Below are 24,229 nucleotides of genomic sequence, written 5' to 3' on the forward strand. Positions count from 1 at the left end.
CGGGGCCAGAATGTGGCAACGATCCGACATTTCGGAGTGGATATTTTTAATTTAACATTAACAGCTTAGCCGTTACTCCCAAAAGAATCACCTGGGAACATAAGACTGTTGACAATGGCGGTAATTTTAAAGTTTTTGTCTCCAAAAGAGATCAAAAAAAATCGCTAAAACGGAAATAATAGGGGCGTTAACACTCGGTTAATGTGAGGTCTGAAAAAGAATAAATAGTTTTTACGAGTTGACTATGGTTAAGCAAAGCAAAAGGGAGCTATTCCCACCTTTAAACGACGACGAGGTCGAAACGTTTGGGCCGAACAAGAATAGCTCCCTAAAACTTATGATAAGAAAAGCTATATTTGCGGCCCCAATATTGTTGTTTTTTCTTCTACTGGCCTTTTTTCTAAATAGAGCGTCCGTCGCAAGCTATGTATCGATCCTGTAGTAGAAGAAGGCTTTTGCCCTGAGATAGACAATGAGAATCCGCGCTTTTAGACCAAACAGCGAAAGATAGCTCTGTTCGTTCACTCCGTCTGCTGAGCAATCATTCAATTGAAACCGGAGCTCTGCGCCGCAGCAAACGGCCTCTGCGTCTGCACTGCCGTCTTTGGTTCAGCCCTCGACGAATCTCCTCTCTCGTTTCGGCGACGAAAAGATGCGCTTCTTGTGGAACGCGCAATACTCCGGACTTGTCGTACTGGGCCGGCTCAGCGGCCACTTCTGCCACAACCGCTTCAGCAATATCGTCACTCGCCTTTCTGAGGTCCACCTCCCGCAGGTCTTCAAAAACGGCGTTCAAGCACAAAGGCGTCATGACGGCTGATTTGGAAGCCTGCGTCCGTCAGAAGGTTCGAAATTAAGTCTCCATCGCGGAACGAAATCGGCGCCTTCTCCATTGTCGCTTGCGCCAGTGGTCCAAACATAGCCGGCACAATATGGCTGTCACATTTGAGAGTAGCTTCTTTGGTCAGTCGGAAATTGTCTGCTGCCATCAACCTACCTTTCTGGCATTCGCCGATAGTATAGAGTGGTTTATTACTCTGGGAGGCGAGAGTGGATTTCAATCGGAGCAATCAATCCACCGGCGATGTTCCGAACCATGTGTTGAACCTTAAGCGCGGTATCATCGCCCATGATAAGATGAAGACCCAGTGGTGGAGGGCCATCTGCACGGCTTTGCGCGGCAGCCAGATCGGCGAAGAACTGTTTGGCAAATTCAGTGCGGTCGATCCGGTCACTCACCTCGAAACCAACGGACTTCAAAGCAGCCTCATACGTCTCTGGTGATGCAAGTGAGCTTTGATCTGAAGAAAAAGCCCAAGGCGCCGGATAGTCCATTTGTCCCTCTCCGACTAGCATCACATCGTAAATTGCAAAGATTCCTCCTGGCTTGAGGACCCGTTTCGCCTCGCGCGCTATGCCTAGTTTGTCCGCGATGTTCATGCCAACGTGGATCATATAAGCGGCGTCCATGGAACCAGCTTCTATCGGCAAATCGAGCACGCTGCCTTCGATAAGTTGAACCCGATCCGATAACCCTGTCCATTCTGTGAGTGTCCGTCCGGTTTCCACAAACTCAGCGGTCAAATCAACGCCGGTTACGTGCGCTCCGGTAGCTGCCGCGACATAGCGTGCCGGACCGCCGAGACCGCATCCAAAATCGATAACCCGGCTTTCGGGCGTAAGGCCAAGAGCCTTCACAAACGGTTCGGTTGCGAGGCGCCCACCAACGTGAAACTCGTCAACTGGAGCCAAGGCGTCTTGAGAAAATGGTGGGGTTAGGTTCAGCGCAGCGCAACCATCAGAAATCTGCTGGAGCAGGTGTCCGGAATGGTAATGGTGCGCGACTTCATTCGGATTAGTCATTACACAGCCTCTCTAATCGATGCAGTTAGGGTACACGCGGTTATCCGAAATGTCTGCCTTGTCCGCGGTGCGGATGTTCAGCGATAGTTTGATGTCTGTTCTGCTCCTCTTTTCGGAGTTCCATGAACGGTGTAGAAAAAGTCTGTTTACAGCCCTAAGTGCACAATTCGTGGGACCCCCCCCCTTAAAAGTTTCACGCGAAAAAATCTGACTACCCCCACCGGTCCCTAGCTTTTAGCCCTAAGACTTTTGATGCCCCCCCAAGGAGACCTTCATCGAGTTGGCGACGGTGCAGTACCAATGCTCTGTCCTTTGCTGAGAATGACTTCGCCAAAGAACCGAACATACCGATCTGCTTCTTCAGATTTTGGGAAACGTGCCGGCAAAGCAATAGAACCATCCTTTCTCAGCAATTGCGCCAACGCCTCAAAATTGAAGGCGGTCTTGGCAGTTACGAACGCTTCCCATTCACGAAGAGCAGATGCGTCTCTTTCGTCGAACCAATGATACGCACCACCACATGTCGCACCGAGCTTGATTTCTATGTTCTTTCCTATGTTCTTATTTTGCGCGACAACGTTGTCGCCTTTCCGGTACAGGTCTGTCGCCCTTTTGCGTATTTCAATGTCATGTTCAGTGTCGCATTCGGCATCTCGCGGCACGCTGATCTGAAATGTGCGACGAACGCCGCGTCGACGAACACGCGTGATCCAACCGCACACTTCGAGTTCCCGAAGATAACGCTGGATGCTGCGCTCATGAACGCCAAACGCGCTGGCGAGCGTTGTATTTCTGGCCCAGAAGCAACCATTCGCTTTTGACACAAACTGATCGCAGACGAACATTGCAAAGTGCTTGGTTCGTGGTGCCAGATGAGCTGAACTTTGAATTCGCCTCTTCCAATGGTAGCGAAGTTTCGTAAATGGAGCCGTTCGAGCCATTAGCCCTCTCCCCCGACACCTTCGCTTCGCGAAATCATCCACGCATCGAGATCAGAGCGCTTGTAGCGGATGGATCGTAAACCGATCCGAATAAACCTCGGTCCCGTAACGCTACCGATACCCATGCGCAGTTTTGCGAGATAGCTTTGGCTTATTCCGGTGTATTGAGCAGCTTCTTGTGTTGTCAGATAGTGCGCCTGCATGGCCTTGCTCCTTTGAGTATGTCTAGGAACAAAAAAGGCGTAGGTGGCATTTTCGTCATGGGTCGTCAGAAAGAAAGAATCCTTCTAACGACCCACATGTTTTTTCCAGCCTCTAAATGCCGACGTTGGAAGCTCTTCAATACCAAACACCTCGAACATATCGCACAGGAATCGATAGAATGGACCACCTTCATTCATCGCTTTAGGAACTCGGATTGTGTCTGGGTGGCGCTCACAAAGCCTGACACAAGCCGAGACTAAGCGCCAAGCTTCAATTGCCTTCTTCCCGACCGGCTTGCCCTGAGCAGCAGCAGTTTCAGCATCTTTAATCAATTCAATATAGTAGCGAAGTCTCTTGAAGAACTCTACTTCGGCCATCATCGCCTTCCAATGTGGTGTTTCTTCAATTGCATCGTTTAACCAGACGTTACGAACATCAGCCACTTTGTTTTGATTTCGTAAACCACTCCGATTCAATGCGCCGATGCGAAACGCATCACTGACGGGCGTAGGAAGCCGATCCAAGATTTCTCCTGCTTCGTTTAGGCGTGTTCTGAGCCTAGCGAGGTCTTCCAGCGCCTCTTTAGATGACCAGAACTCGTCCAATTCATGAGCTTGGTCGAAATTTAGGTAATGGGCCATCCAGCCATAGCTTTCGTTATCAAAGCGTTCGTACTTATCAAAGTGCTTTCTCAGGAGGCGAATTAACTCCGTATTGAATTCGCTGGGCCCACTATTAAACTCCTCTGGATCTGGCATATCCAATTCAGGTAAGTCGGAATCGACAGGCCAAATCCAATCTCGCTTAGACATTACAATCCACCGCGTTCCTCCTTGTCCTGCGGGTCAATTCCCGACACACAGAATCCATCGCTGGTGTGAGGGCGTCTAGCGACGGCTTCACGTAGCGCTGACCGGTGATTGATAGCGGCGTGTGATTGAGAAGGCGTCCTACAATCTCTTCCAATATTCCAGCCTCCATGGCGACCGTCGCGAATGTCCGACGATGGGAATGAATGGACCATTGCATACGCTGGGGCCCTTTCAAATGGCCACTCGGTGACTTCGGAGAGGGAAAGACCCATTGGTGATGAAGGCCCCGTAAAGGAGCAAGTATCTCGTGATGCACTTGCGATATGGGGAGATCAAAACTGCGCCCGTTCTTGGTCATCGGCAAATGTATGTGATCTTTCTGCACGTTCTTCCATTCGAGCGTCAGTGCCTCGGTTTTGCGAAGCCCTGTGAACAAGAGCAATTCGTAGAATACCCTGTGGATCGGGTTGTAGAGCTCATCAACGGCCTCGCGCCACGCGTTCAAATCCTCAATTATCGAGCCATTTGGTTGTTCCTCAAACCACTCTATGGCCATCGTTGGGCTTTCCGGCAGATCATGCACCCGCCGCGCGTGATTCCAGACTGTCCGAAAGTACTTCAAAGTGTGATTTGCGGAGGACGGTGTCGCGGCCATCGACCTATGGCGCTCAACCACCATGGATTTTGTGATCTCATTCAGCGGCAGGCGTAGCCAATCTTTCAAATGAAGCTCGAACTGCTGCCGCAACCCGGACCGGTGGGCCTCAGACCGAAGCTTTGGACGTGCCAGATAAGTTTCCATAGCTGTATCAAGAGTGGGTGCTCCAATCTGCAGCTGCCTGCCTGCTCCCCTGCCCCAGTCCAACGCAAAACCCAATGCAGTTTGTCGTGCGACGTCCGCAGAGATCAGAGGGTGCCGACCGATTAAAACCCGCCGGGTTTGCCCTCCAACATCTTTCTGGAAGTACCAGGTTTTGGACTGCTTGCCGACGAATAGAACGAGCCCTTTGACCTCGCTATCCCAGTGCTTGGCAGTGCCCTTTTTTGTCTGTGGAACCTTGCGGGCGAAGGTCTCTGTGAGCTTTGGCATTTTGTCAGTTTTTTGTCGGAAGTGAATTGAAACTCAAGGAAACTCGAGGAACGAGTATCAATAAAATAAATACATAGTATGAATGGCTTGGCAACTGCAGGAATGCCTGGGAAGCTCATAACGCTTGCTTGGAAGGCTGAGGTAATAGCCAGTATACGACGCCCGCTCAGCAGGTGGCGGTTTAAGCGATGCATCAGACCGCGTCAAGCGCAGTTCGCCGGGTGGAAATCAAAAAACCTGCCTCAGGCAGAGGGCAGGCTTTCGGACAACCACGTGCAGGATTTCAGGTCAGAAGATATCCGGATCAATGTGTCCGCCTGCAAGGGCGCAGGCGGCAACCCGATCATCCGTGCAGGTGTTGTTGTCGCGGCCACAAGAGCGTCCTGCAAGGGCACACCGACCTGTTCAACCAGGGTTCTGACAGCGGTCGTCAAGTCCAGATCGGCGCCAGCCAAAGTTCCATCGCCAAGGGTCAGCCGCCCATCTGTGCGCGTAATGCGACGCCCCTCCAGATTGAATTCCGTTTGATCCGTTCCAGCCATAGCCATTGCATCACTGACAAGAAAGATCCGGCCGGGTCCGGTTTTGGCAGCCCAGGCGGCCCGCATTACTTCAGGATGCACGTGGATACCGTCGGCAATCAGACCTGCAGACAAACCACCATTGGCCAAGGCGGTGCCGACAAGGCCAGGTTCACGATTGCCCATCTGGCTCATCGCGTTGAACAGATGAGTGACGCAAGATGCCCCAGCTTTGGCATAGCGCTGGCAGGTTTCGAAATCCGCATCGCTATGGCCCAGCGACACCAATGCGCCGACCTGCTTGAGTTCCATGACCTGTTCCAGTGTCACTGCCTCGGGGGCGAGCGTCACTTTCAGGCATGGCAGCAACTCGGCCGCCCTGATCAGCGCATCAAGGTCCGCATCCCCCATGGACCGGATCAAAGAAGCGTCATGCGCCCCTTTTCGGGCAACCGACAAATGCGGTCCTTCCAGATGCAGACCGGCAATGCCGGGAACACCTTTCCGAAACGCCTGAACAGCGGCCTCGATGGCTGCCGCCGTCTTCTCTGCCGTGTCCGTGATCAGCGTCGGCAACAGGTGCGACACACCAAGCCGCTTGTGTGCCGCAGCTATCCGGCCAAGAGTTTCGACGGAGGGGTCGTCATTGAACATCACCCCGTCCCCGCCGTTGATCTGAAGGTCGACATATCCGGGGCTCAGGATATCTCCGCCCAGATCAACGATGACCCCTTCACCGGATGCATCCGATTCGCGCCCAAGAATAGTCAGGTTCCCATCGACGAGCCGCACCGGCCGATCGCTCAGCAACTGCGTACCGTCAAATATTTTTCCGTTTCTGAATGTTATCGCGCTGGCGCTCATACCGTCTCGGTCACTTTCTTCAGATGTCGTGGGGTATCGGGATCAATTCCGCGATTGTCAGCTACGGCTTCGACCATGCCATAAAAGGCCGTGATCGCCGTTATCGGATCTGTCAGCCAGTGATCGGTGCGCACAACCGGCAAAGGTTCGGCCCGTTTGACCTTGTCCGTCGCTGCAAACACGGTCGCTCCTTTTTCTGCCAGCGCATCGGCCGCTTCAGCCGCATTTTGCTCGGCGGCGTCGCGGGCGGCAAACACAATCGTTGGAAACCCCTCGTCGACAATGGAGACAGGCCCATGCAGCACTTCGGCGGCCGAGTAGCTTTCGGCGTGGATTTGGCAAGTTTCCTTGATCTTGAGGGCGGCTTCGTTGGAGATCGCCAGTGAGGGTCCGCGGCCAAGAGTAAACAGCGACCGCCCGTCGATGGCCGCGGCTGCGGCAGACCAGTCACATCGCGCGGCGGCGGCCAGATGATCTGGCAGCGCGTGAATGGCGCGCAACAGCGCACCATCGCCCTTGATCTCGGCCAGCAGCCACAGCCCGGCAACAAGCGATGTTACAAATGTCTTGGTGGCCGCCACGCTCAGCTCGGGGCCCGCGTGGATCGGCAACACCGCGTCCGCCACCTCGGCCAGGCGCGATTCTGTGTTGTTGGTGATCGCCATCGTAAGCGCGCCTGACGCCTTGAGCGATCGGGTCATTCCGACAATATCCGGGCTTTGACCCGACTGGGAGACCGACAGGCACAGCGTTCCGTCCGCTTTCAGATCAACGCCATAAATTGAGCTGACGGAAGGCCCGACCGAAGCCACCGGCAAACCCAGCAGTAGCTCGCTGGCGTATTTCAGATAAGTGCAGACATGATCGGACGAACCGCGCGCCACTGACACCAGAAAACGCGGATCGGCATCGCGCGCCAGTTGGGCCGCCGTTTGGATCTGGGCCGCGCCCTGAGACAGCAGCCGTTCGACCGCGTCGGGGATTTCCAGAATCTCCCGGCGCATTTTTGTGGTTTCTGCGGACATAAGAGTACCGGCCTTTCCGTGTTACAACCGCAATTCGGCTACGAAGTCGTAGGCGTCACCGCGATAGAGGGATCGGGTCAGTTCCGCGACCCGTCCGTTTTTCAGAAATGATATGCGTTCTATGTTCAGCCCTGCCGCCCCTTCGGGAACAGCCAGCAAATCCGCTTCGCGCGCCGCCAGGTTAAGGGCTGAAATCTTCTGCACCGCACGAACCGGGCGATGCCCCAGATCGTCGAGCACTTCATACAGGGATGTGGTCACCTCGATCGGGTTGGGCAGGATGTCCAGCGGCAAGGCTGCCCGTTCCAACGCCAGCGGTCGGCCATCGGCCTCACGCAGGCGATAGATACGGGAAATCTGCTCGCCCTCGGACAGGTTCAGGGCGTTCACTTCCTCGACCGAGGGCTCAAAAACTCCGCGCTCAAGCCATTTCGAGGTGGTTTGCATGCCCCGGCTGGCCATATCTTCGGAGAAGGATGTCAGGTGCGTCAGCGACTGCTCGACACGGGGCAATCGCTGACGGATGAACGAGCCCGAGCCCTGCCTTTGCTCGATGACGCCCTCTTGCACCAGCTCCTGTATGGCCTTTCGGATGGTCACGCGCGAAAGATCTGTTATTTCAACCAGTTCCCGCTCGGAAGGCAGCGAAGAGCCCGGCGGCAGCACGCCGGTATCGACACCTTCCTGCAATCTGCGTCGCAGTTGCACATAACGGGGACCGTTGTCGCGGCCCAGCCACGCGTCGGGGCGCAGGAAATCAGTGATACTCATGCTGAACCTCCCTCGCCAGTTCCAGTGCCCCTGCCAAAGGCTCTCCCAATGGCGGGCGAATGCAGGATTGCATATCCGGCGGCAGATAGTCGGCATAGTGATTTGCAATACCGCCGGTCAGGCAAATCGTAACACCGCTTTGCCAGCCCAATTGACCGGCGGTTTCCACGACATAATCCGCCCCTGCCTGCATGATCCGCACCGCGACGACGTCGCCGTTTCCGGCAGCTTTCGTGACTTGGGGCGCGAGTTCGCCGAACTGAAATGGTGTGGCCCTGCCGGCAAACTGCACGATACCGGGCGCACCCCCAAGATCGGACAACAGGTTTCGCGTCAGGTCGGATCGGGGATGAACGCCATCAAGTGCGCTCAGCGTTCGGGACAAAGCTTGCCGGCCGACCCATTGCGCCGATGCCTCGTCACCGAGAACAGGGCCCCAGCCACCCGCGAACCGCATGACGCGGTTTCGCTGCGACGCCAGGAACGAACCGGTTCCGCAGTGGACCACAACGCCATCCTGCGCGCCCAGCGCGCCCCGAACCGCAGCAGGCCTGTCGTCTTCGACACGCGCGCAGGCAAACCCCACCGCATCTCTAAGTCTTTGCGCCAAAGTGGCATCTGTTACACCGGCGAGGCCGACAAACGCAGGCAGGCCGATCAATGTGCGGGAATCAACGCCAAGCTTTCCCGCCAACGCGTCAAGCCCGGCCCGAATCTGACCCACGGCACCGTTAAAATCCGTCGAAACATTCGCAGAGCCAGCCTCAACCTGACAGACACTTCCCGCAATGGCACAGGCAACGCGGCATCGCGTTCCACCGCCATCCACGGCCAAAACAGCATCTGCGAGGGACTCAGTCATGACAATACCATTATAATACCTTTAAGCATTTTGAAAGACTGAAATAGACCAGAATCAACAAAAACCCGCCAATTGCCCCACCAATCACCAAGAAATCGTGAAGAAAATAAAGTGTTGGACAATTGGTATTAAATAGGTATTGTAAACCGATCAACAGGGGGAATCCTTTGACGCTGCCATCAACAGAACAAGTGCACAGCGCTGCCGCCAACCTGGATTCGGGCGACCTTTCCGCCTCGGCATTGCTATTGGCCGAGGGCCAGATAGCAGCGGCGCAATCCGTACGTGACGCGGCCGACGCGATCGCAAAGGGTGCGCACACAATGGCACGGACGATTCAGGCTGGTGGGGTTCTGCATTACACCGCCGCCGGATCTTCCGGCCTGATGGCCGCAGCAGACGCGCAGGAACTGGGCGGAACCTTTTCGATACCGTCCAACCAACTGCGCATTCATATGGCCGGCGGCCTCCCGACCGGGGTAGAAATGCCCGGTGACGCCGAGGATCTGCAGGACGGGCTTGACCAGGCCCTCAGCGCGTTAAGCAAGCAGGATACGGTCATCGCGGTCTCAGCCAGCGGCTCAACGGCCTATACGGTGGCAGCCATCGAGATTGCCCGCGCGCGCGGCGCCTGCGTGATCGGTATTGCCAACAATGCCGGCAGCCCACTTTTACAGAAGGCCGACATACCGATCCTGCTGGCAACACCGCCCGAACTGGTTTCGGGTTCGACCCGCATGGGGGCCGGAACCGCGCAGAAGATCGCCCTGAACATGCTGTCGACGCTGATGGCACTGGAACTGGGTCATGTTCACGACGGCATGATGGTCAACTTGCACGCCGACAATGACAAGCTGCGCGCCCGGGCCACCGGCATCGTTTGCCGCATCGCCCGCGTCCACAGCGAAACGGCCAACCGGGCGCTGGCGATTGCAAAAGGCGAGGTAAAACCCGCCATTCTGATCGCGGCGCTTGACCTGACATTACTCGAAGCAACCGCGCGACTGCGCAATGCAAATGGAAACCTGAGCGCCGCACTGGCGCAGGACACATGACTGCTAACCAACTGGGAGAGAGAAATGACATATAGAAGTCTGAAACTGGCCTTGCTCGGCTCGACGCTGGCCGCGACCGGCGCCATGGCCGAGGATGTGACGCTGACCATCGAAAGCTGGCGCAATGACGACCTGACTTTGTGGCAAGAGCAGATCATTCCGGCGTTCGAGGCCGCAAACCCGGGCATCAAACTGCAATTCACCCCGTCGGCCCCGGCAGAATACAATGCGGTTCTGAACTCGAAGCTCGATGCAGGTTCGGCCGGAGATCTGATCACCTGCCGTCCTTTTGACGCTTCTCTGGCCCTGTACGAAGCTGGTCACCTGACCGATCTGTCCTCGGTCGAAGCGATGAGCAACTTCTCGGACGTGGCCAAGTCCGCGTGGCAGACGGATGACGGCTCGGCCAGCTTCTGCGTTCCGATGGCGTCGGTGATCCATGGTTTCATCTACAACAAGGATGCGTTTGCCGAACTGGGTATTGAAGTCCCAACCACAGAAGATGAATTCTTTGCCGCGCTCGACAAGATCAAGGAAGACGGCAGCTACATCCCGATGGCGATGGGCACCAACGACCAGTGGGAAGCCGCCACGATGGGCTATAACAACATCGGTCCGAACTATTGGAAAGGCGAAGAAGGTCGACAGGCCCTGATCGCGGGCGAACAGAAACTGACCGATGAGCCGTGGACAGCCCCCTACGCCACTCTGGCACGTTGGAGCCAGTATCTGGGTGACGGGTACGAGGCGCAGACCTACCCCGACAGCCAGAATATCTTCACGCTGGGCCGCGCTGCGATCTACCCTGCCGGTTCGTGGGAGATTGCCGGTTTCAACTCGCAGGCGGATTTCGAAATGGGCGCATTCAAGCCGCCGGTCCAAAATGTGGGCGACACCTGCTATATCTCTGACCACACCGATATCGGCATTGGCATGAATGCTGCCACCAAGCATCCGGAAGCGGCAGAAACCTTCCTGGCCTGGGTCGCAAGCCCCGAGTTCGCCGAGATTTTCGGCAACGCCGTGCCCGGCTTCTTCCCGCTGTCAAACACTCCGGTAGAACTGCAGGACCCGCTGGCCAAGGAATTCGTCGGCTGGCGCGACGAGTGTGAATCGACCATCCGCTCGACCTATCAAATCCTGTCGCGCGGCACGCCGAACCTTGAAAACGAAACCTGGGGCGCATCGGTCGCCGCCATCAAAGGTGCCAGCACCCCCGAGGAACTGGGCGCAGAACTGCAGGAGGGTCTGTCCTCCTGGTACGCGCCGCACCAGTAAGTCTGGCCTCAACCTTACCCGGGCGGCGATGATCGCCCGGGTATACCCGACACTCCATTGAAAGCAGTCCGATGAACCGCCCCCGCTTCCGCTGGCATATCGTTGTTTTTCTGGCACCCGCCGTGCTGGTTTACACCGCAGTGATGATCTTTCCGCTGTTCAACACGCTGCGTCTGGCGCTTTACACCGAGATCGATCAGAGCCGCGTCTTCGTTGGGTTGCAGAATTTCCAAACGCTGTTTTTCGACCCCATATGGTCTGAACAGTTCTGGAACGCATTGGGCAACAATTTCTGGTTCTTCCTGATCCACATGCTGGTGCAGAACCCCATCGGGATCGCTCTGGCCGCCCTGCTCAGCCACCCGCGCCTGCGATTTGCGGCACTGTACCGGTCGGCCATTTTCATCCCCACGATCCTGAGCTTCGTGATCGTCGGGTTCGCGTGGAAGCTTATCCTGTCACCGATCTGGGGCATCGCGCCGTCCATGTTGGACGCCATCGGCCTCAAGTCTCTTTACGCACCGTGGCTGGGGAAAGAGGAATACGCGTTGACCACGCTGGCGCTGATCTCGGTCTGGCAATTCGTGGGCATCCCGATGATGCTGATCTACGCCGCCCTACTGACCATTCCGGAAGAAATTCTCGAGGCCGGAGAGATCGATGGCATCACCGGTGCCGCCGCATTCTGGAAAATCAAACTGCCGCTGATCCTGCCGTCGATCGGGATTATCTCGATCCTGACCTTCGTAGGCAATTTCAACGCGTTTGACCTGATCTATGCGGCCCAAGGTGCGCTGGCGGGTCCGGACTTCTCAACCGACATTCTGGGCACATTCATGTACCGCACATTCTTCGGCTTCCAGTTGCAGCTGGGCGATCCGCATATGGGGTCCGCGATAGCCGGTGCGATGTTCGCCATCATCCTCGTCGGTGTCTGCATCTACCTGTTCGGCATCCAGACCCGGATGCGCCGGTATCAACTATGAGGGCCAAGCGATGAACAAAGCACGTCATAACCCCCTCAATATGTACGCCATGCACGGCGCGCTGATTCTCTACACGTTGATCGCCCTGTTCCCGGTCTTCGTGATCCTGATCAACAGCTTCAAATCCCGCCGCGCCATCTTTCGCGAACCGTTGGCTTTGCCGAATTCGGAAAGCTTTTCGATGATCGGCTATGAGACGGTGATGAAGCAGGGGGATTTCTTCCTTTATTTCCAGAATTCGATGATCGTCACCGTGGCATCGCTGTTCTTCATCCTGCTGTTCGGCGCCATGGCGGCCTATGCGCTGTCCGAATACCAGTTCAAGGGCAACCTGGTGATGGGCCTGTACCTGGCGCTTGGGATCATGATCCCGATCCGCATCGGCACCGTCGCAATCCTTGAGATGATGGTGGCAACAGGGCTGGTAAACAGCCTCTGGGCGCTAATACTGGTCTATACAGCGCAAGGTTTGCCGTTGGCGGTGTTTATCCTGTCCGAGTTCATGCGACAGGTCAGCGATGACCTGAAGAATGCCGGCCGCATCGACGGGCTGTCGGAGTACACGATCTTCTTCCGGCTGGTGCTGCCCCTCGTCCGCCCTGCCATGGCAACCGTGGCCGTGTTCAACATGATCCCGATCTGGAACGACCTCTGGTTCCCGCTGATCCTTGCCCCGGCTGAAGAAACCAAAACGCTGACGCTGGGCAGCCAGGTCTTCATCGGTCAGTTTGTGACCGATTGGAACGCGGTTCTGTCAGCGCTGTCCATGGCGATCCTGCCGGTGCTGATCCTGTACGTCATCTTCTCGCGCCAGTTGATCCGTGGCATCACTTCAGGAGCTGTCAAATGACCCGTGTTCTGATTGCAGGCCTTGGCAATATGGGGCTGAGCCACGCGCTGGCTCACCACCACCATCCCGACGCCCAGATTGTCGGATTGGTGAACCGGTCCGGCCGTGTGGATCACCCTGAGCTTGCTGGTTATCCGGCTTATTCGGACTTCGCAGCGGCGCTGGACGAAGCGAAACCGGATCTGGTGGTGGTCGCCACCTACTCGGACAGTCACGCCGACTACGCCTGCGCGGCGATGGAAGCCGGTGCGCATGTGTTCGTTGAAAAGCCTCTTGCCACCAACGTCGCTGACGCACGGCGCGTGGTTGAAACCGCCACTCGACTGAACCGCAAACTGGTCGTCGGGTATATCCTGCGCCACCACCCTTCATGGATGCGGCTGATTGCCGAGGCGCGTGATCTGGGCGGGCCTTATGTGTTCCGCCTGAACCTGAACCAGCAATCTTCGGGCGCAGAATGGGAGACGCACAAAGCGTTGATGCAGACCACCTCGCCCATCGTTGACTGCGGCGTGCACTATGTCGACGTGATGTGCCAGATCACTGACGCGCACCCTGTCCGCGTGCATGGCATGGGCTTGCGCCTGTCCGATGAGATCGCGCCTGATATGTACAATTACGGTCAGTTTCAGGTGATATTCGACGATGGATCGGTAGGCTGGTACGAGGCGGGCTGGGGCCCGATGATGTCCGAAACCGCGTTCTTTGTGAAAGATATCGTTTCCCCCAACGGGTCCGTTTCGATCACGGACGGCAACAAGGGCGCTTCCGCCGATATCGATGGCCATACGAAAGTCGGCGGGCTGCTGGTCCACACGCCGGAGGGAGACCGCACAATCGAAATGCCCGATGAACCCGGCCATCAGGAGCTCTGTGACGCCGAACAGGCCTATATGCTGCGCGCCATTGCCGAAGACATCGACCTGACTCGCCATATGACCGACGCCGTACAGTCGCTCGCCATCTGTCTCGCCGCGGATGAAAGCATCCGGACCGGCCAACCCGTTTCCCTTGAGGAGCCCGCACAATGACCGCTCTGACCCTGACCAATGTAAACAAGTCCTTTGGCAATGTGCATGTCCTGAAAGACATCACGCTTGAAGTTGAAGAAGGTGAATTTGTCGTCTTCGTCGGCCCATCAGGCTGTGGCAAATCAACCTTGCTGCGTGTGATTGCAGGGCTCGAGGATGCATCCTCGGGCGAAATCAGCATCGGTGGCCAGGAGGTCAACCTTGTTCCGCCCTCCAAACGCGGGATCGCGATGGTGTTCCAGAGTTATGCGCTCTACCCCCACCTCAGCGTGCGCGGAAACATGACGCTGGCGCTGAAACAGGAAAAACAGCCCAAAGCGGTAATCGAGGAACGCGTCGCCAATGCCAGCCGGATGCTGAACCTTGAGCCGTATCTTGATCGCTTTCCGTCTGAACTGTCAGGTGGCCAACGGCAGCGTGTCGCCATCGGCCGGGCGATCGTCCGCGAACCCAAGCTGTTTCTGTTTGACGAACCGCTTTCGAACCTGGACGCCGCGCTTCGCATGAACACAAGGATCGAGATCGCCAACCTGCATCGCGCTCTGGATGCATCGATGATCTATGTGACCCATGATCAGACCGAGGCCATGACGCTGGCCGACAAGATCGTCGTTCTGCGCGACGGTCGGGTCGAACAGATCGGCAGCCCGATGGAATTGTACAATAACCCGGCCAACCAGTTCGTTGCTGGCTTTCTGGGCTCACCCTCGATGAATTTCCTGCCGGAAGATCTGGTCCATGGCGAAGGGCAGAACACCATCGGCATCCGTCCCGAAGACCTGTTCCTGTCCGATGGCGGCCCCTTGGCCGCACGCGTGAGCCACGTGGAAAAGTTGGGCGGCGATACGAATGTCATTGCAAAAGTGGATGAGCATTCGGTGACAGCCCGGTTGTTCGGCCAACATGCCATTTCGGAAGGGGAAGAACTGCACCTGTCGTTCTCTCCGGATAAAGCCTATCGGTTTGACAGCGATGGAATGCGCCTGCGGTGACGCGCGGTGCCAACAACGTGTTCGGATAACCGCCGAGTATAGCGATCGGTGCTATTAGCAACGGCCTTGTCCCATACGCATCGAAGAAGGTTACCGGGGTATTCACTTTTTTAAGCCGCCCCGGACATTTTCACTGGATGACCAATTGTCAGATATCCTCGCCCGGGGGTTCCAGCGGTCCGCCCGGCCCGGCCAGATGACGCTCGGCCAGCCACGGATTTAGAACCAGCGCTTCATCAAGCGCTTCACGCGCCTGATCTATTCTGTGCAACCCAAGCAGTGTCAGCGCCCGGCCGCTGATCGCCGCGACATGGTTGGGCGAAAGCTCGATTGCCCGGTCAAGGTCAACCAGGGCCGCCTTGAAATTAGAACGCAGATAATTTGCGAAAGCCCGTTGATTGTAGCCTTCGGCGTAGGATGGGCAATAATCAATCAACCGATCAAATTCCTGTATCGCGCCTGACAGATCGCGACGTTGGATGCGCGCCATGCCGCGGTCCAGCATGGCTTGTGCATCTTCATCGGGCGCATCCCGCCACAACTCCCACATCAAGCCCGAAATCTCACGCGCGGCCTGTTCGCTTGGTGCCTGTTGAACCTGCGAGATCAGCAGGTCGACGTCTTCGACATGGTCGGGCGCTGGCGGACATTCTTCAGCGTTGGCAACCGAAGCGGCCAGTACGGCAATCAGAGGCAGGGCATGAAGTTTCATCTTCCAATGATGGTGCATCCCGGGGTTTCGTCAACCGATCCTTTCGATGGCCCCTGACAATCCGGTTTCCTTCACGGCCTCCATCGCGACAAAAGTCGATGTATTCGCCACGTGTGGCAGGGACGAGATCTTTTCCGCAAGGACCGCCCGGTATTCAGACATGGACCCTGTGCGGACTTTGAGAAGGTAGTCGAAGTTCGAGGCGATCATATGCGCCTGCTCGATCTCGGCCACCCGGCGCACCGCCGCGTTGAACTCGGCCAATGCCTTTTCTCGCGTGTCAGACATGCTTACCTCGACGAACGCAACATGATCCAGTCCAAGGCGGATAGGATCAAGCAAGGCGCGATAGCCCGTTATGATGCCTTCAGCCTCTAGCCGTTTCAGCCGCGCTTGTGTCGGCGATTTCGACAATCCGATCCGCCGAGCCAGATCCGCGACGGATACCCGTCCGTCCTCTGCCAGAATCGTCAGAATTGACTGATCGAACCGATCAATATCCAAAAAGTCTTTTTGCATCGCACTTACCCGAAAATACGGTCCATTTACCCAAGTATTGCCAATAATCAGGCGATTGTCCCGAAATTTCGACGGTATACTCATCAAAAGCCCGGAGGAAAGATGTCACACAACCTGCGCTCTGTCATCGACAGCCAAACTTATGCTGACCAGGACACTGTACTGGAACGCCTGACCGAACAGGCAAACCTGACGGTTGCCGACCGAAACGCCATATGCGCGGCGGCGGCGCAACTGGTGCGTGATATCCGATCCAGCACATCGCCGGGCATGATGGAGGTGTTTCTGGCCGAATACGGCCTGTCCACGGATGAGGGCATCGCGCTTATGTGTCTGGCCGAAGCCCTGTTGCGCGTTCCCGATGCCGACACGATCGATGCGCTGATCGAGGACAAGATCGCACCGTCGGACTGGGGCAAGCATCTGGGCCACTCCTCGTCCTCGCTGGTCAATGCGTCGACCTGGGCGCTGATGCTGACGGGCAAGGTGCTGGATGAAGACAAGGCCTCGCCCGTGGGTGTGCTGCGCAGTGCAATCAAGCGGCTGGGGGAACCGGTGATCCGAACCGCAGTCGGACGTGCGATGAAAGAAATGGGGCGCCAGTTCGTTCTGGGCGAAACCATCCAGTCGGCCATGTCGCGCGCCAAAGGGATGGAGACGAAGGGTTACACTTATTCCTATGACATGCTTGGCGAAGCCGCCCGGACCGAGGCCGATGCAGCGCGTTATCACCTGTCCTATTCCCGCGCCATCACCGCGATTTCCGATGCCTGCACCCATGACGACATCCGTGCCAACCCCGGCATTTCAGTGAAACTGTCTGCTCTGCATCCGCGCTATGAACTGGCGCAGGAGCAACGGGTGATGGATGAACTCGTTCCCCGCCTGCGCGCGCTGGCATTGCTGGCCAAAGCCGCGGGGATGGGTCTGAATGTGGACGCGGAAGAAGCAGACCGCCTGTCCTTGTCGCTGCAGGTGATCGAGGCAGTCATGTCTGAGCCCGCATTGGCGGGCTGGGACGGCTTCGGCATCGTTGTTCAGGCCTACGGCCCCCGCGCCGGGCTGGTTCTGGATACGCTTTATGAAATGGCCGAACGTCACGACCGCAAACTGATGGTGCGGCTGGTAAAAGGCGCCTATTGGGATACCGAGATCAAGCGGGCTCAGGTCGAGGGCATGAACGGTTTCCCCGTCTTTACTCGCAAAGCCGCAACCGACGTCTCGTACATTGCCAACGCCCGGAAGCTTCTCGGCATGACGGACAGGATTTATCCGCAGTTTGCCACGCATAATGCCCACACCGTCAGTGCGATTCTGCATATGGCCGACGACCAGCCGTACGAGTTCCAGCGCCTGCACGGCATGGGCGAGACCCTGCACCGGATCGTCAAGGACAAAAGCAACACACGCTGCCGTATCTACGCCCCGGTTGGCGCGCATCGCGATCTGTTGGCCTATCTGGTGCGGCGGTTGCTGGAGAACGGTGCGAACTCGTCCTTCGTGAACCAGATTGTGGATGAGGACGTCCCCCCGGAAGAAGTTGCAGCCGACCCGTTCGTATCCATTGAACACGCTGCCACGCCGCTGACCACCGGTCCCGATCTGTTCCAGCCCGAGCGGGAAAACTCGGTTGGGTTTGACCTGCATCACACGCCCACGCTGGACAGGATCGACGCCGCAAGGGACAGGTTCCGGGCCCATCACTGGTACGCACGGCCCCTGCTGTCCGACAACGCTGCGCCCGAAGCGGATGAGCCGGTCATAAACCCGGCGCAACCGATGGACCGGCCCGGAGCGGTTGCCCCCGCCAGCGCAGGCGATGTCGAACTGGCCCTTGCCTCAGCGGCGCCGTGGCAGGCCCCTGCTTCCGAGCGCCGGGAAACCCTGAACAGGGCTGCAGATCTTTATGAAAAGAACTTCGGGGAGCTGTTTGCCCTGCTGGCACGGGAAGCCGGTAAGACCCTGCCCGACGCGGTAGCCGAGCTGCGCGAAGCTGTCGATTTCCTGCGCTATTATGCGGCCAACATTCCCGATGCCAAACCGGCCGGAACCTTTACCTGCATCAGTCCGTGGAATTTTCCGCTGGCGATTTTCTCGGGTCAGATTTCGGCGGCTCTGGCGACCGGCAACGCCGTTCTGGCCAAACCCGCTCCGCAAACGCCGCTGATCGCCCATCGGGCCGTGCAATTGCTGCATGAAGCTGGCGTGCCACGCGACGCCCTGCAATTGCTGCCGGGTGGACCTTCGGTTGGCACAGCTCTCACCTCTGACCCGCGGGTATCCGGAGTGGCCTTTACCGGCTCGACGGCGACGGCACTGAAAATCCGCGCCACCATGGCAGAAAACCTGCGCCCGGGCACGCCGCTGATTGCGGAAACCGGCGGTTTGAATGCTATGATCGTCGACAGCACCGCGCTTCCGGAACAGGCCGTGCAATCCATCATTGAAAGCGCGTTTCAGTCCGCTGGCCAACGGTGCTCAGCCTTGCGCTGTCTCTACGTGCAGGAAGACATCGCCGACGACCTTCTCAAAATGCTCAAGGGTGCCATGAATGCCCTGCAGCTGGACGATCCGTGGCTGATTTCGACTGATAGCGGCCCGGTGATCGATGAAACCGCGCGGCGGGGTATTGCCGGCCATGTGGCCCGCGCCCGCGCCGACGGCCGCGTATTGAAAGAAATGCCCCTTCCGCCCGAAGGCACATTTGTTGCTCCGACCCTGATCGAAGTGTCAGGCATCGCCGCATTGGAGCGCGAGATCTTTGGACCCGTTCTGCACGTCGCCCGCTTCAAGGCCGCCGAAATCGACCAGGTGATCGCGGATATCAACGCGACCGGCTATGGCCTAACATTTGGCCTGCACACCCGGATTGACGACCGTGTTCAACACGTGACCGAGGCGGTGCATGCCGGAAACATCTACGTAAATCGCAACCAGATCGGCGCGATTGTCGGCTCGCAACCATTTGGAGGAGAGGGGCTATCCGGTACCGGCCCAAAGGCGGGCGGGCCAAACTACATGGCGCGATTCTGCGCGCCGGACAGACAGAAAAGCCCGGGTCAATGGGACTCAATCATGACAACGCTGCCCAAACCCGAAGGACAGGCCGCGCCAACTCGGACACGCTCCTTGCCCGGCCCGACCGGCGAATCCAACCGCCTGAGCGAAACACCCCGCGCGCCCCTGCTGTGCATGGGACCCGGTGAAGACGCCGCTCGGGCACAGGCGGATGCTGTAAAGGCCCTTGGCGGCACCGCCATCTGCGCAACCGGCAATCTGGACCTGCACCGGATCGAAAACCTGACCGGGATTTCGGGCGTGTTGTGGTGGGGTGACGAAGAAACCGCCCGGCAAATCGAACGCCTTCTGGCGCGACGGGACGGTCCGATCCTGCCCCTGATCCCGGGCTTGCCCGACCGCGCCCGCGTGTTGGGAGAGCGCCACGTTTGCGTCGATACAACTGCGGCCGGAGGAAACGCGGCCCTTTTGGGGGGTGCGGCGTAAGCATGTCTTGACGCTGGGCCGGGAAAAGCCCAGCGTCGCCCCATGTTTCCGATCCGAGATCATAACCCTTCGGGCCGCACGCCGTACGTCGTCTATATTCTGATGGCGGCCAATATCCTGATTTTCCTCAGCTATGTCGGCGTTATGGACAACGCACGACTGATCAACCAGCTTTACTACGACTATGCAGTCATCCCCGCGCGCATTGCGGACGGGTTCAGCTTTGAAACCCTGGTGACCTCGATGTTCTTGCACGGCGGCTGGATGCATCTGGCGGGGAACATGCTGTTTCTGTGGATCTTCGGCGACAATCTGGAAGACGAGATGGGCCACCTGCCCTTTCTGCTATTCTATGTACTGTCCGGCATCGGAGCAGGCCTGATTCATGTCCTGACCGCGCCAGACTCCATCGTGCCGACCATCGGAGCCTCTGGCGCCATTGCCGGTGTCATGGGCGGTTACCTCTTGCTGTTCCCCAAAGCGCGGGTCGATGTTCTTCTGATCCTGATCATCTATTTCCGCGTCTTCACCATTCCTGCCTTTATCATGCTGGGCATCTGGCTGGGGATGCAGTTTTTGGGAAGCCTGGCCAGCAACCCTGATGAGGGTGGTGTCGCCTACTGGGCGCATACCGGCGGCTTTGTGGTCGGATTGGTGCTGTGCATTCCGGTTTGGCTGCGCCGGGGCGGACCCGGTTTCTGGAACCGTACCCATGGCCACCCGCCCCACCCCGAACACAAGTACAAGCTGACCCAATCCCGCATTCCGAAAGTGCCTCGCAGATGACCAGAATGACAGCCACCTGCCATTGCGGCGCAGTGGAAATCGAGGCCGAGTTTCCTGAAGGCCTGTCCTCGGCCGCCCGTTGTGATTGCTCATTCTGCCTGCGGCGCGGAGCAGCGGCGGTCACTGCGACCACCGAAAGTCTGCGCGTATTAAAGGGTGCTGGGAACCTCAGCCTGTACACCTGGGGCACGCACACGGCCAAGCATCACTTCTGCAAGACCTGCGGCATCTACGTGTATCACCAGCGCCGGTCCGACCCCGCCGAATGCGGCGTCAATCTGGGTTGTATCGAAGGCGGCAATCCCCGCATGCATGGGCCAATACCATGGAACGACGGCGTCAATCACCCGTCTGACAGATCGGAGTGATCCGGGGGGCGCCCCCCGCTCAGGAACGTGATTTCAGCAGCGGCCTTTGTCACAAGGTCTGCCAGTTCCGGCGCACGTGTTTCGTCAAACCGCACCGACGGGCCAGAGACAGATATTCCCGCGCAGGGTTCACCCCGGTCATTGTAGATCGCGGCACCGATGCAGGACATGCCCTCATACCGTTCTTCCCTGTCCAGCGACCAGCCACGCCTGCGCGTTTTGGCCAAATCCAGCAACAACTGCGGTTCGGGCACCTGCGTATGCTGGGTAAAGGCGGTCAGTTCCGTGCCGCGGAGTACTTTTTGCAGGGAAGCTTCCTTCATGGCTGCCAAAATGGCTTTGCCTGTTCCTGATGCGTACATGGGTGTTCGCGCCCCGGGCGGAAAGAAAGCGCGGATCGGGTTCGATGTTTCGACCTGCCCGACAAAGACGACCTCGGCGCCATCCGGTACGGCCAGATTTGCCGTTTCGCCACTGTCCTGCATGAGACGGCGCAAAATGGGACGGCCGATCTCCAAAACACTGTTGCGCCGCAAAAAGGATGCGCCGGTCCGGTAGGCTTCGATCCCGATCATCCATTCCTGCCGCTCATCGTCAAAAGTCACATAGCCATGCTTTTGCAGGGTCGTCAGAATCCTGTGTGTCGTGGCCGTGGGCACATCGATTTCACGGGCCAGATCGCTGAGGGCCGCGCGTTCGAAACGGGCAACCGCGCTCAGAACGCCCAGCGCGCGGTCCAGCGATTGCATGGTCCCGGCAGAACTTTCCTTGAACAGGGATTTTGGTCTGCCGCGTGGCCGCTTTTGATTGTTCATTTCTGTTTCCTGTTCGCAATTTCGCCTGGTCATAGATTGGAAATTTTCAGGCCATATTCCGGCCTACAAATTTGAGAAACTGAAAATCTTATAATTTCAGGGTATTACATATTTAATTGCAAAAATGAAAATATTTTTCAAGAAAATTGCAAGCTGACGCCTGCGCAGTCACAATTCTGACAAAGCGGAGGACTCAGTCATGTCAAACCAGAATCCGGTCTTCATACCCGGCCCGACCAACATCCCCGATCGTCTGCGTCTGGCCATGCATGTTCAGACACAGGATCACCGTGCGCCGGATTTCGTCGAAACCTTTGCCCCCGTGCTGGAGGACACTAAGAAGGTGTTCGGCACCACCGAAGGCAAGATCATCACATTCCCGGCCAGCGGAACCGGAGGGTGGGAAGCGTCGATAACCAACACGCTCAGCCCCGGCAACAAGGTTCTGGTCGCGCGCTATGGCGTTTTCAGCCACCGCTGGATAGACATGTGCGAGCGGCACGGGCTGGACGTGCAGGTCATTGAATGCGCCTGGGGCAGCGGCGCGCCGGCGGATCAGTTCCAAGCTGCCCTTGCTGCAGACACGAACCACGAAATCCGCGCTGTACTGGTCACTCACAACGAAACGGCGACCGGTGTTCGCTCGGACATCGCTGCGGTTCGCAATGCTATGGAGGCGGTCGGCCATCCGGCGCTTTTGATGGTCGATTGCGTCAGCTCGCTTGCCTCGATGCCGTTCGAATTTGATCAATGGGGTGTCGATATCGCCGTGTCGGGCTCGCAAAAGGGGTTCATGCTGGCGACCGGAATGGCGATCCTGTGCGCCAGCCCCAAGGCGTTGGAAGCGATGCAATCCGCGAAACTGCCGCGCACCTTTTTTGACTTCCGCGACATGCTTGCGGCCAACGCATCCGGCGGCTTTCCATATACCCCGCCCCTGCAACTGATCTACGGCATGCGGGAAAGCCTGAAAATGTTGTTCGAAGAGGGGCTCGAAAATGTCTACGCCCGGCACTTCCGTCTGGCCGAGGGTGTTCGCCGGGCCGTGGATGCGTGGGGGTTGAAGCTGGTGGCACAAAGCCCGGATCTGTTTTCGGATACCGTCAGCGCGGTTTATGTTCCGGATGGGTTCGACAGTAACGCCCTGACCGACCACGCCTTCAACGCCTATGGTGTCTCGTTCGGAGTTGGTCTGGGGCAACTGAACGGCAAGGCCTTCCGTATCGGGCATCTGGGATCGCTGACCGACGTTATGGTTCTGTCTGGCCTCGCCACGATCGAGATGGCCATGGCCGATCTGAACTACCCCATCAAACTGGGCAGCGGTGTCGCCGCGGCACAGGATTACTATCGCAGTGGTCCCTCCGGCCATGCTCAGGCTGCAGCGTAGGAGGCGAAGATGCTGGATCAAGTCACCGCAGCCGATCTGACCATCGCCGACATGCGCGCGGCGCATGAGCGGATCAAACCCCATATCCGCCGCACGCCGGTCATGCGTTCGGAATATCTGGATGACCTCACCGGTGCGCAGTTGTACTTCAAATGCGAGAACTTTCAGGAAGCCGGTGCCTTCAAGGTACGCGGTGCGTGCAACGCCGTCTTCGGGCTGAGCGAAGAGAAGGCAACCAACGGCGTCTGCACGCATTCCAGTGGCAACCACGCCCTGTCCCTGTCCTATGCGGCGGGCCGGCGAGGCATTCCGTGCAACGTGGTCATGCCCCGCACTGCACCGCAGGCCAAAAAGGACGCGGTGCGCCGCTATGGCGGTACGATCACCGAATGCGAGCCGTCGACTTCGTCCCGCGAAGCAACGTTTGCCGAAGTACAGGCCCGAACCGGTGGCGAGTTCGTGCATCCCTATAACGACCCCCGCGTCATCGCGGGTCAAGCGACATGTTCGGCGGAATTGCTGGAACAGACGGATGGCGTGGATGCCGTCATTGCCCCGATCGGCGGCGGTGGCATGGTGTCGGGGACTTGCCTGACCGTCTCCAACCTGGCCCCGGAAACCGCGATTTACGCGGCTGAACCGGAACAGGCGGATGACGCATATCGCTCGTTCAAAGCGGGTCGGATCATTGCAGATGACGCGCCCAAGACGGTGGCCGACGGCCTGCTGGTGCCCCTCAAAGAAAACACATGGCATTTCGTTTCAAACCACGTGACCGACATTTTCACCGCGACCGAGGATGAGATCGTCGACGCGATGAAACTGACATGGAAGTACCTGCGCGTGGTGATGGAACCTTCGTCGGCGGTGCCGCTGGCGACCATTCTCAAAAACCCCGAAGTGTTCCGGGGCAAACGCGTCGGGGTGATCATTACCGGCGGAAATGTGGATCTGGACAAGCTTCCCTGGCTGGCAGGGTAAGGAGGATGA

At 57.7% G+C, this 24,229-nt stretch carries 24 protein-coding genes; 11 read left to right on the plus strand and 13 right to left on the minus strand.

All coding sequences use genetic code 11. The features are described from left to right. Positions 1-779: 779 nt before the first annotated feature. From ACR0JW_RS19575 to ACR0JW_RS19620, 10 genes are all read right to left on the minus strand, one after another. Entirely contained in the window at positions 780-989 is a 210-nt protein-coding gene (locus ACR0JW_RS19575; RefSeq protein WP_170609771.1) for a hypothetical protein, read from the minus strand. Between the two features lie 43 nt (positions 990-1,032). Beyond that, positions 1,033-1,863 carry a class I SAM-dependent methyltransferase gene (locus ACR0JW_RS19580; RefSeq protein WP_170609769.1) on the minus strand — a complete coding sequence of 277 codons (831 nt, stop codon included), beginning with the start codon at positions 1,861-1,863 and terminating at the stop codon, positions 1,033-1,035. Positions 1,864-2,135: 272 nt separating this feature from the next. Beyond that, entirely contained in the window at positions 2,136-2,708 is a 573-nt protein-coding gene (locus ACR0JW_RS19585) for a helix-turn-helix domain-containing protein (protein ID WP_480714339.1), read from the minus strand. A gap of 95 nt (positions 2,709-2,803) precedes the next feature. After that, positions 2,804-3,007 carry a helix-turn-helix domain-containing protein gene (locus tag ACR0JW_RS19590; RefSeq protein ID WP_170609766.1) on the minus strand — a complete coding sequence of 68 codons (204 nt, stop codon included), beginning with the start codon at positions 3,005-3,007 and terminating at the stop codon, positions 2,804-2,806. An 84-nt stretch (positions 3,008-3,091) separates the two neighbouring features. Beyond that, the gene (locus ACR0JW_RS19595; protein ID WP_480714340.1) at positions 3,092-3,820 is read right to left on the minus strand and encodes a hypothetical protein; all 729 of its coding nucleotides are present in this window, start codon (positions 3,818-3,820) and stop codon (positions 3,092-3,094) included. Continuing rightward, complete coding sequence (locus ACR0JW_RS19600) at positions 3,813-4,910, minus strand: tyrosine-type recombinase/integrase (protein ID WP_480714341.1); 1,098 nt, start codon at positions 4,908-4,910, stop codon at positions 3,813-3,815. Before ACR0JW_RS19600 ends, ACR0JW_RS19595 begins: the two co-directional genes overlap by 8 nt. Positions 4,911-5,152: 242 nt before the next feature. After that, the gene (gene nagA / locus ACR0JW_RS19605) at positions 5,153-6,295 is read right to left on the minus strand and encodes an N-acetylglucosamine-6-phosphate deacetylase (RefSeq protein ID WP_480714342.1); all 1,143 of its coding nucleotides are present in this window, start codon (positions 6,293-6,295) and stop codon (positions 5,153-5,155) included. Then, entirely contained in the window at positions 6,292-7,320 is a 1,029-nt protein-coding gene (locus ACR0JW_RS19610) for an SIS domain-containing protein (protein ID WP_170609759.1), read from the minus strand. Before ACR0JW_RS19610 ends, nagA begins: the two co-directional genes overlap by 4 nt. A gap of 21 nt (positions 7,321-7,341) precedes the next feature. Further along, on the minus strand, positions 7,342-8,091 hold the full coding sequence (locus tag ACR0JW_RS19615) for a GntR family transcriptional regulator (RefSeq protein ID WP_170682051.1): 750 nt from the start codon (positions 8,089-8,091) through the stop codon (positions 7,342-7,344). Next, positions 8,078-8,953, minus strand: a complete 876-nt coding sequence (locus ACR0JW_RS19620; protein ID WP_170682052.1) for a BadF/BadG/BcrA/BcrD ATPase family protein — start codon at positions 8,951-8,953, stop codon at positions 8,078-8,080. The genes ACR0JW_RS19615 and ACR0JW_RS19620 overlap by 14 nt, the downstream gene beginning before the upstream one ends. A 167-nt stretch (positions 8,954-9,120) precedes the next feature. Between ACR0JW_RS19620 and ACR0JW_RS19625 the strand changes: the two genes are divergently transcribed. From ACR0JW_RS19625 to ACR0JW_RS19650, 6 genes are all read left to right on the plus strand, one after another. Continuing rightward, positions 9,121-10,008: an N-acetylmuramic acid 6-phosphate etherase gene (locus ACR0JW_RS19625; protein WP_170682053.1), complete on the plus strand. Its 888-nt coding sequence runs from the start codon at positions 9,121-9,123 to the stop codon at positions 10,006-10,008. A gap of 24 nt (positions 10,009-10,032) precedes the next feature. Further along, the gene (locus tag ACR0JW_RS19630; RefSeq protein ID WP_170682054.1) at positions 10,033-11,286 is read left to right on the plus strand and encodes an ABC transporter substrate-binding protein; all 1,254 of its coding nucleotides are present in this window, start codon (positions 10,033-10,035) and stop codon (positions 11,284-11,286) included. Between the two features lie 71 nt (positions 11,287-11,357). Next, positions 11,358-12,272, plus strand: coding sequence for a carbohydrate ABC transporter permease (locus ACR0JW_RS19635; RefSeq protein WP_170609749.1), 915 nt, complete (start codon positions 11,358-11,360; stop codon positions 12,270-12,272). A gap of 10 nt (positions 12,273-12,282) precedes the next feature. Then, entirely contained in the window at positions 12,283-13,122 is an 840-nt protein-coding gene (locus tag ACR0JW_RS19640) for a carbohydrate ABC transporter permease (RefSeq protein WP_170682055.1), read from the plus strand. Then, positions 13,119-14,153 carry a Gfo/Idh/MocA family protein gene (locus ACR0JW_RS19645; RefSeq protein WP_170682056.1) on the plus strand — a complete coding sequence of 345 codons (1,035 nt, stop codon included), beginning with the start codon at positions 13,119-13,121 and terminating at the stop codon, positions 14,151-14,153. Before ACR0JW_RS19640 ends, ACR0JW_RS19645 begins: the two co-directional genes overlap by 4 nt. Further along, positions 14,150-15,145: an ABC transporter ATP-binding protein gene (locus ACR0JW_RS19650; protein ID WP_170682057.1), complete on the plus strand. Its 996-nt coding sequence runs from the start codon at positions 14,150-14,152 to the stop codon at positions 15,143-15,145. Before ACR0JW_RS19645 ends, ACR0JW_RS19650 begins: the two co-directional genes overlap by 4 nt. 148 nt (positions 15,146-15,293) lie before the next feature. Here ACR0JW_RS19650 and ACR0JW_RS19655 read toward each other — a convergent pair whose 3' ends face one another. Both ACR0JW_RS19655 and ACR0JW_RS19660 read right to left on the minus strand, forming a co-directional pair. Then, a complete protein-coding gene (locus ACR0JW_RS19655; RefSeq protein ID WP_170682058.1) occupies positions 15,294-15,857 on the minus strand; it encodes an outer membrane protein assembly factor BamD in 564 nt (187 codons plus the stop codon). Positions 15,858-15,887: 30 nt separating this feature from the next. Next, the gene (locus ACR0JW_RS19660) at positions 15,888-16,376 is read right to left on the minus strand and encodes an Lrp/AsnC ligand binding domain-containing protein (RefSeq protein WP_170682059.1); all 489 of its coding nucleotides are present in this window, start codon (positions 16,374-16,376) and stop codon (positions 15,888-15,890) included. Positions 16,377-16,478: 102 nt separating this feature from the next. On the opposite strand from ACR0JW_RS19660, the gene putA reads away from it, so the two are divergent. The 3 genes from putA to ACR0JW_RS19675 are packed head-to-tail and all read left to right on the plus strand — an operon-like array spanning position 16,479 to position 21,034. Continuing rightward, positions 16,479-19,880, plus strand: a complete 3,402-nt coding sequence (gene putA, locus ACR0JW_RS19665; RefSeq protein WP_480714343.1) for a bifunctional proline dehydrogenase/L-glutamate gamma-semialdehyde dehydrogenase PutA — start codon at positions 16,479-16,481, stop codon at positions 19,878-19,880. Between the two features lie 42 nt (positions 19,881-19,922). Then, positions 19,923-20,666 carry a rhomboid family intramembrane serine protease gene (locus ACR0JW_RS19670; protein ID WP_480714344.1) on the plus strand — a complete coding sequence of 248 codons (744 nt, stop codon included), beginning with the start codon at positions 19,923-19,925 and terminating at the stop codon, positions 20,664-20,666. Then, positions 20,663-21,034 carry a GFA family protein gene (locus tag ACR0JW_RS19675; RefSeq protein WP_480714345.1) on the plus strand — a complete coding sequence of 124 codons (372 nt, stop codon included), beginning with the start codon at positions 20,663-20,665 and terminating at the stop codon, positions 21,032-21,034. The genes ACR0JW_RS19670 and ACR0JW_RS19675 overlap by 4 nt, the downstream gene beginning before the upstream one ends. Here the strand turns inward: ACR0JW_RS19675 and ACR0JW_RS19680 are convergent. Continuing rightward, entirely contained in the window at positions 21,010-21,849 is an 840-nt protein-coding gene (locus tag ACR0JW_RS19680; RefSeq protein ID WP_480714346.1) for an IclR family transcriptional regulator, read from the minus strand. The two genes, ACR0JW_RS19675 and ACR0JW_RS19680, sit on opposite strands and share 25 nt — an antisense overlap. Positions 21,850-22,048: 199 nt before the next feature. Between ACR0JW_RS19680 and bhcA the strand changes: the two genes are divergently transcribed. Together bhcA and bhcB are read left to right on the plus strand one after the other, a co-directional pair. Then, the gene (gene bhcA / locus ACR0JW_RS19685; protein ID WP_170682063.1) at positions 22,049-23,239 is read left to right on the plus strand and encodes an L-aspartate--glyoxylate aminotransferase BhcA; all 1,191 of its coding nucleotides are present in this window, start codon (positions 22,049-22,051) and stop codon (positions 23,237-23,239) included. Positions 23,240-23,248: 9 nt separating this feature from the next. Further along, positions 23,249-24,220 carry a beta-hydroxyaspartate dehydratase BhcB gene (gene bhcB, locus ACR0JW_RS19690; protein WP_170682064.1) on the plus strand — a complete coding sequence of 324 codons (972 nt, stop codon included), beginning with the start codon at positions 23,249-23,251 and terminating at the stop codon, positions 24,218-24,220. Positions 24,221-24,229 lie beyond the last annotated feature (9 nt).

This window comes from Ruegeria sp. BG6 (assembly GCF_056538465.1).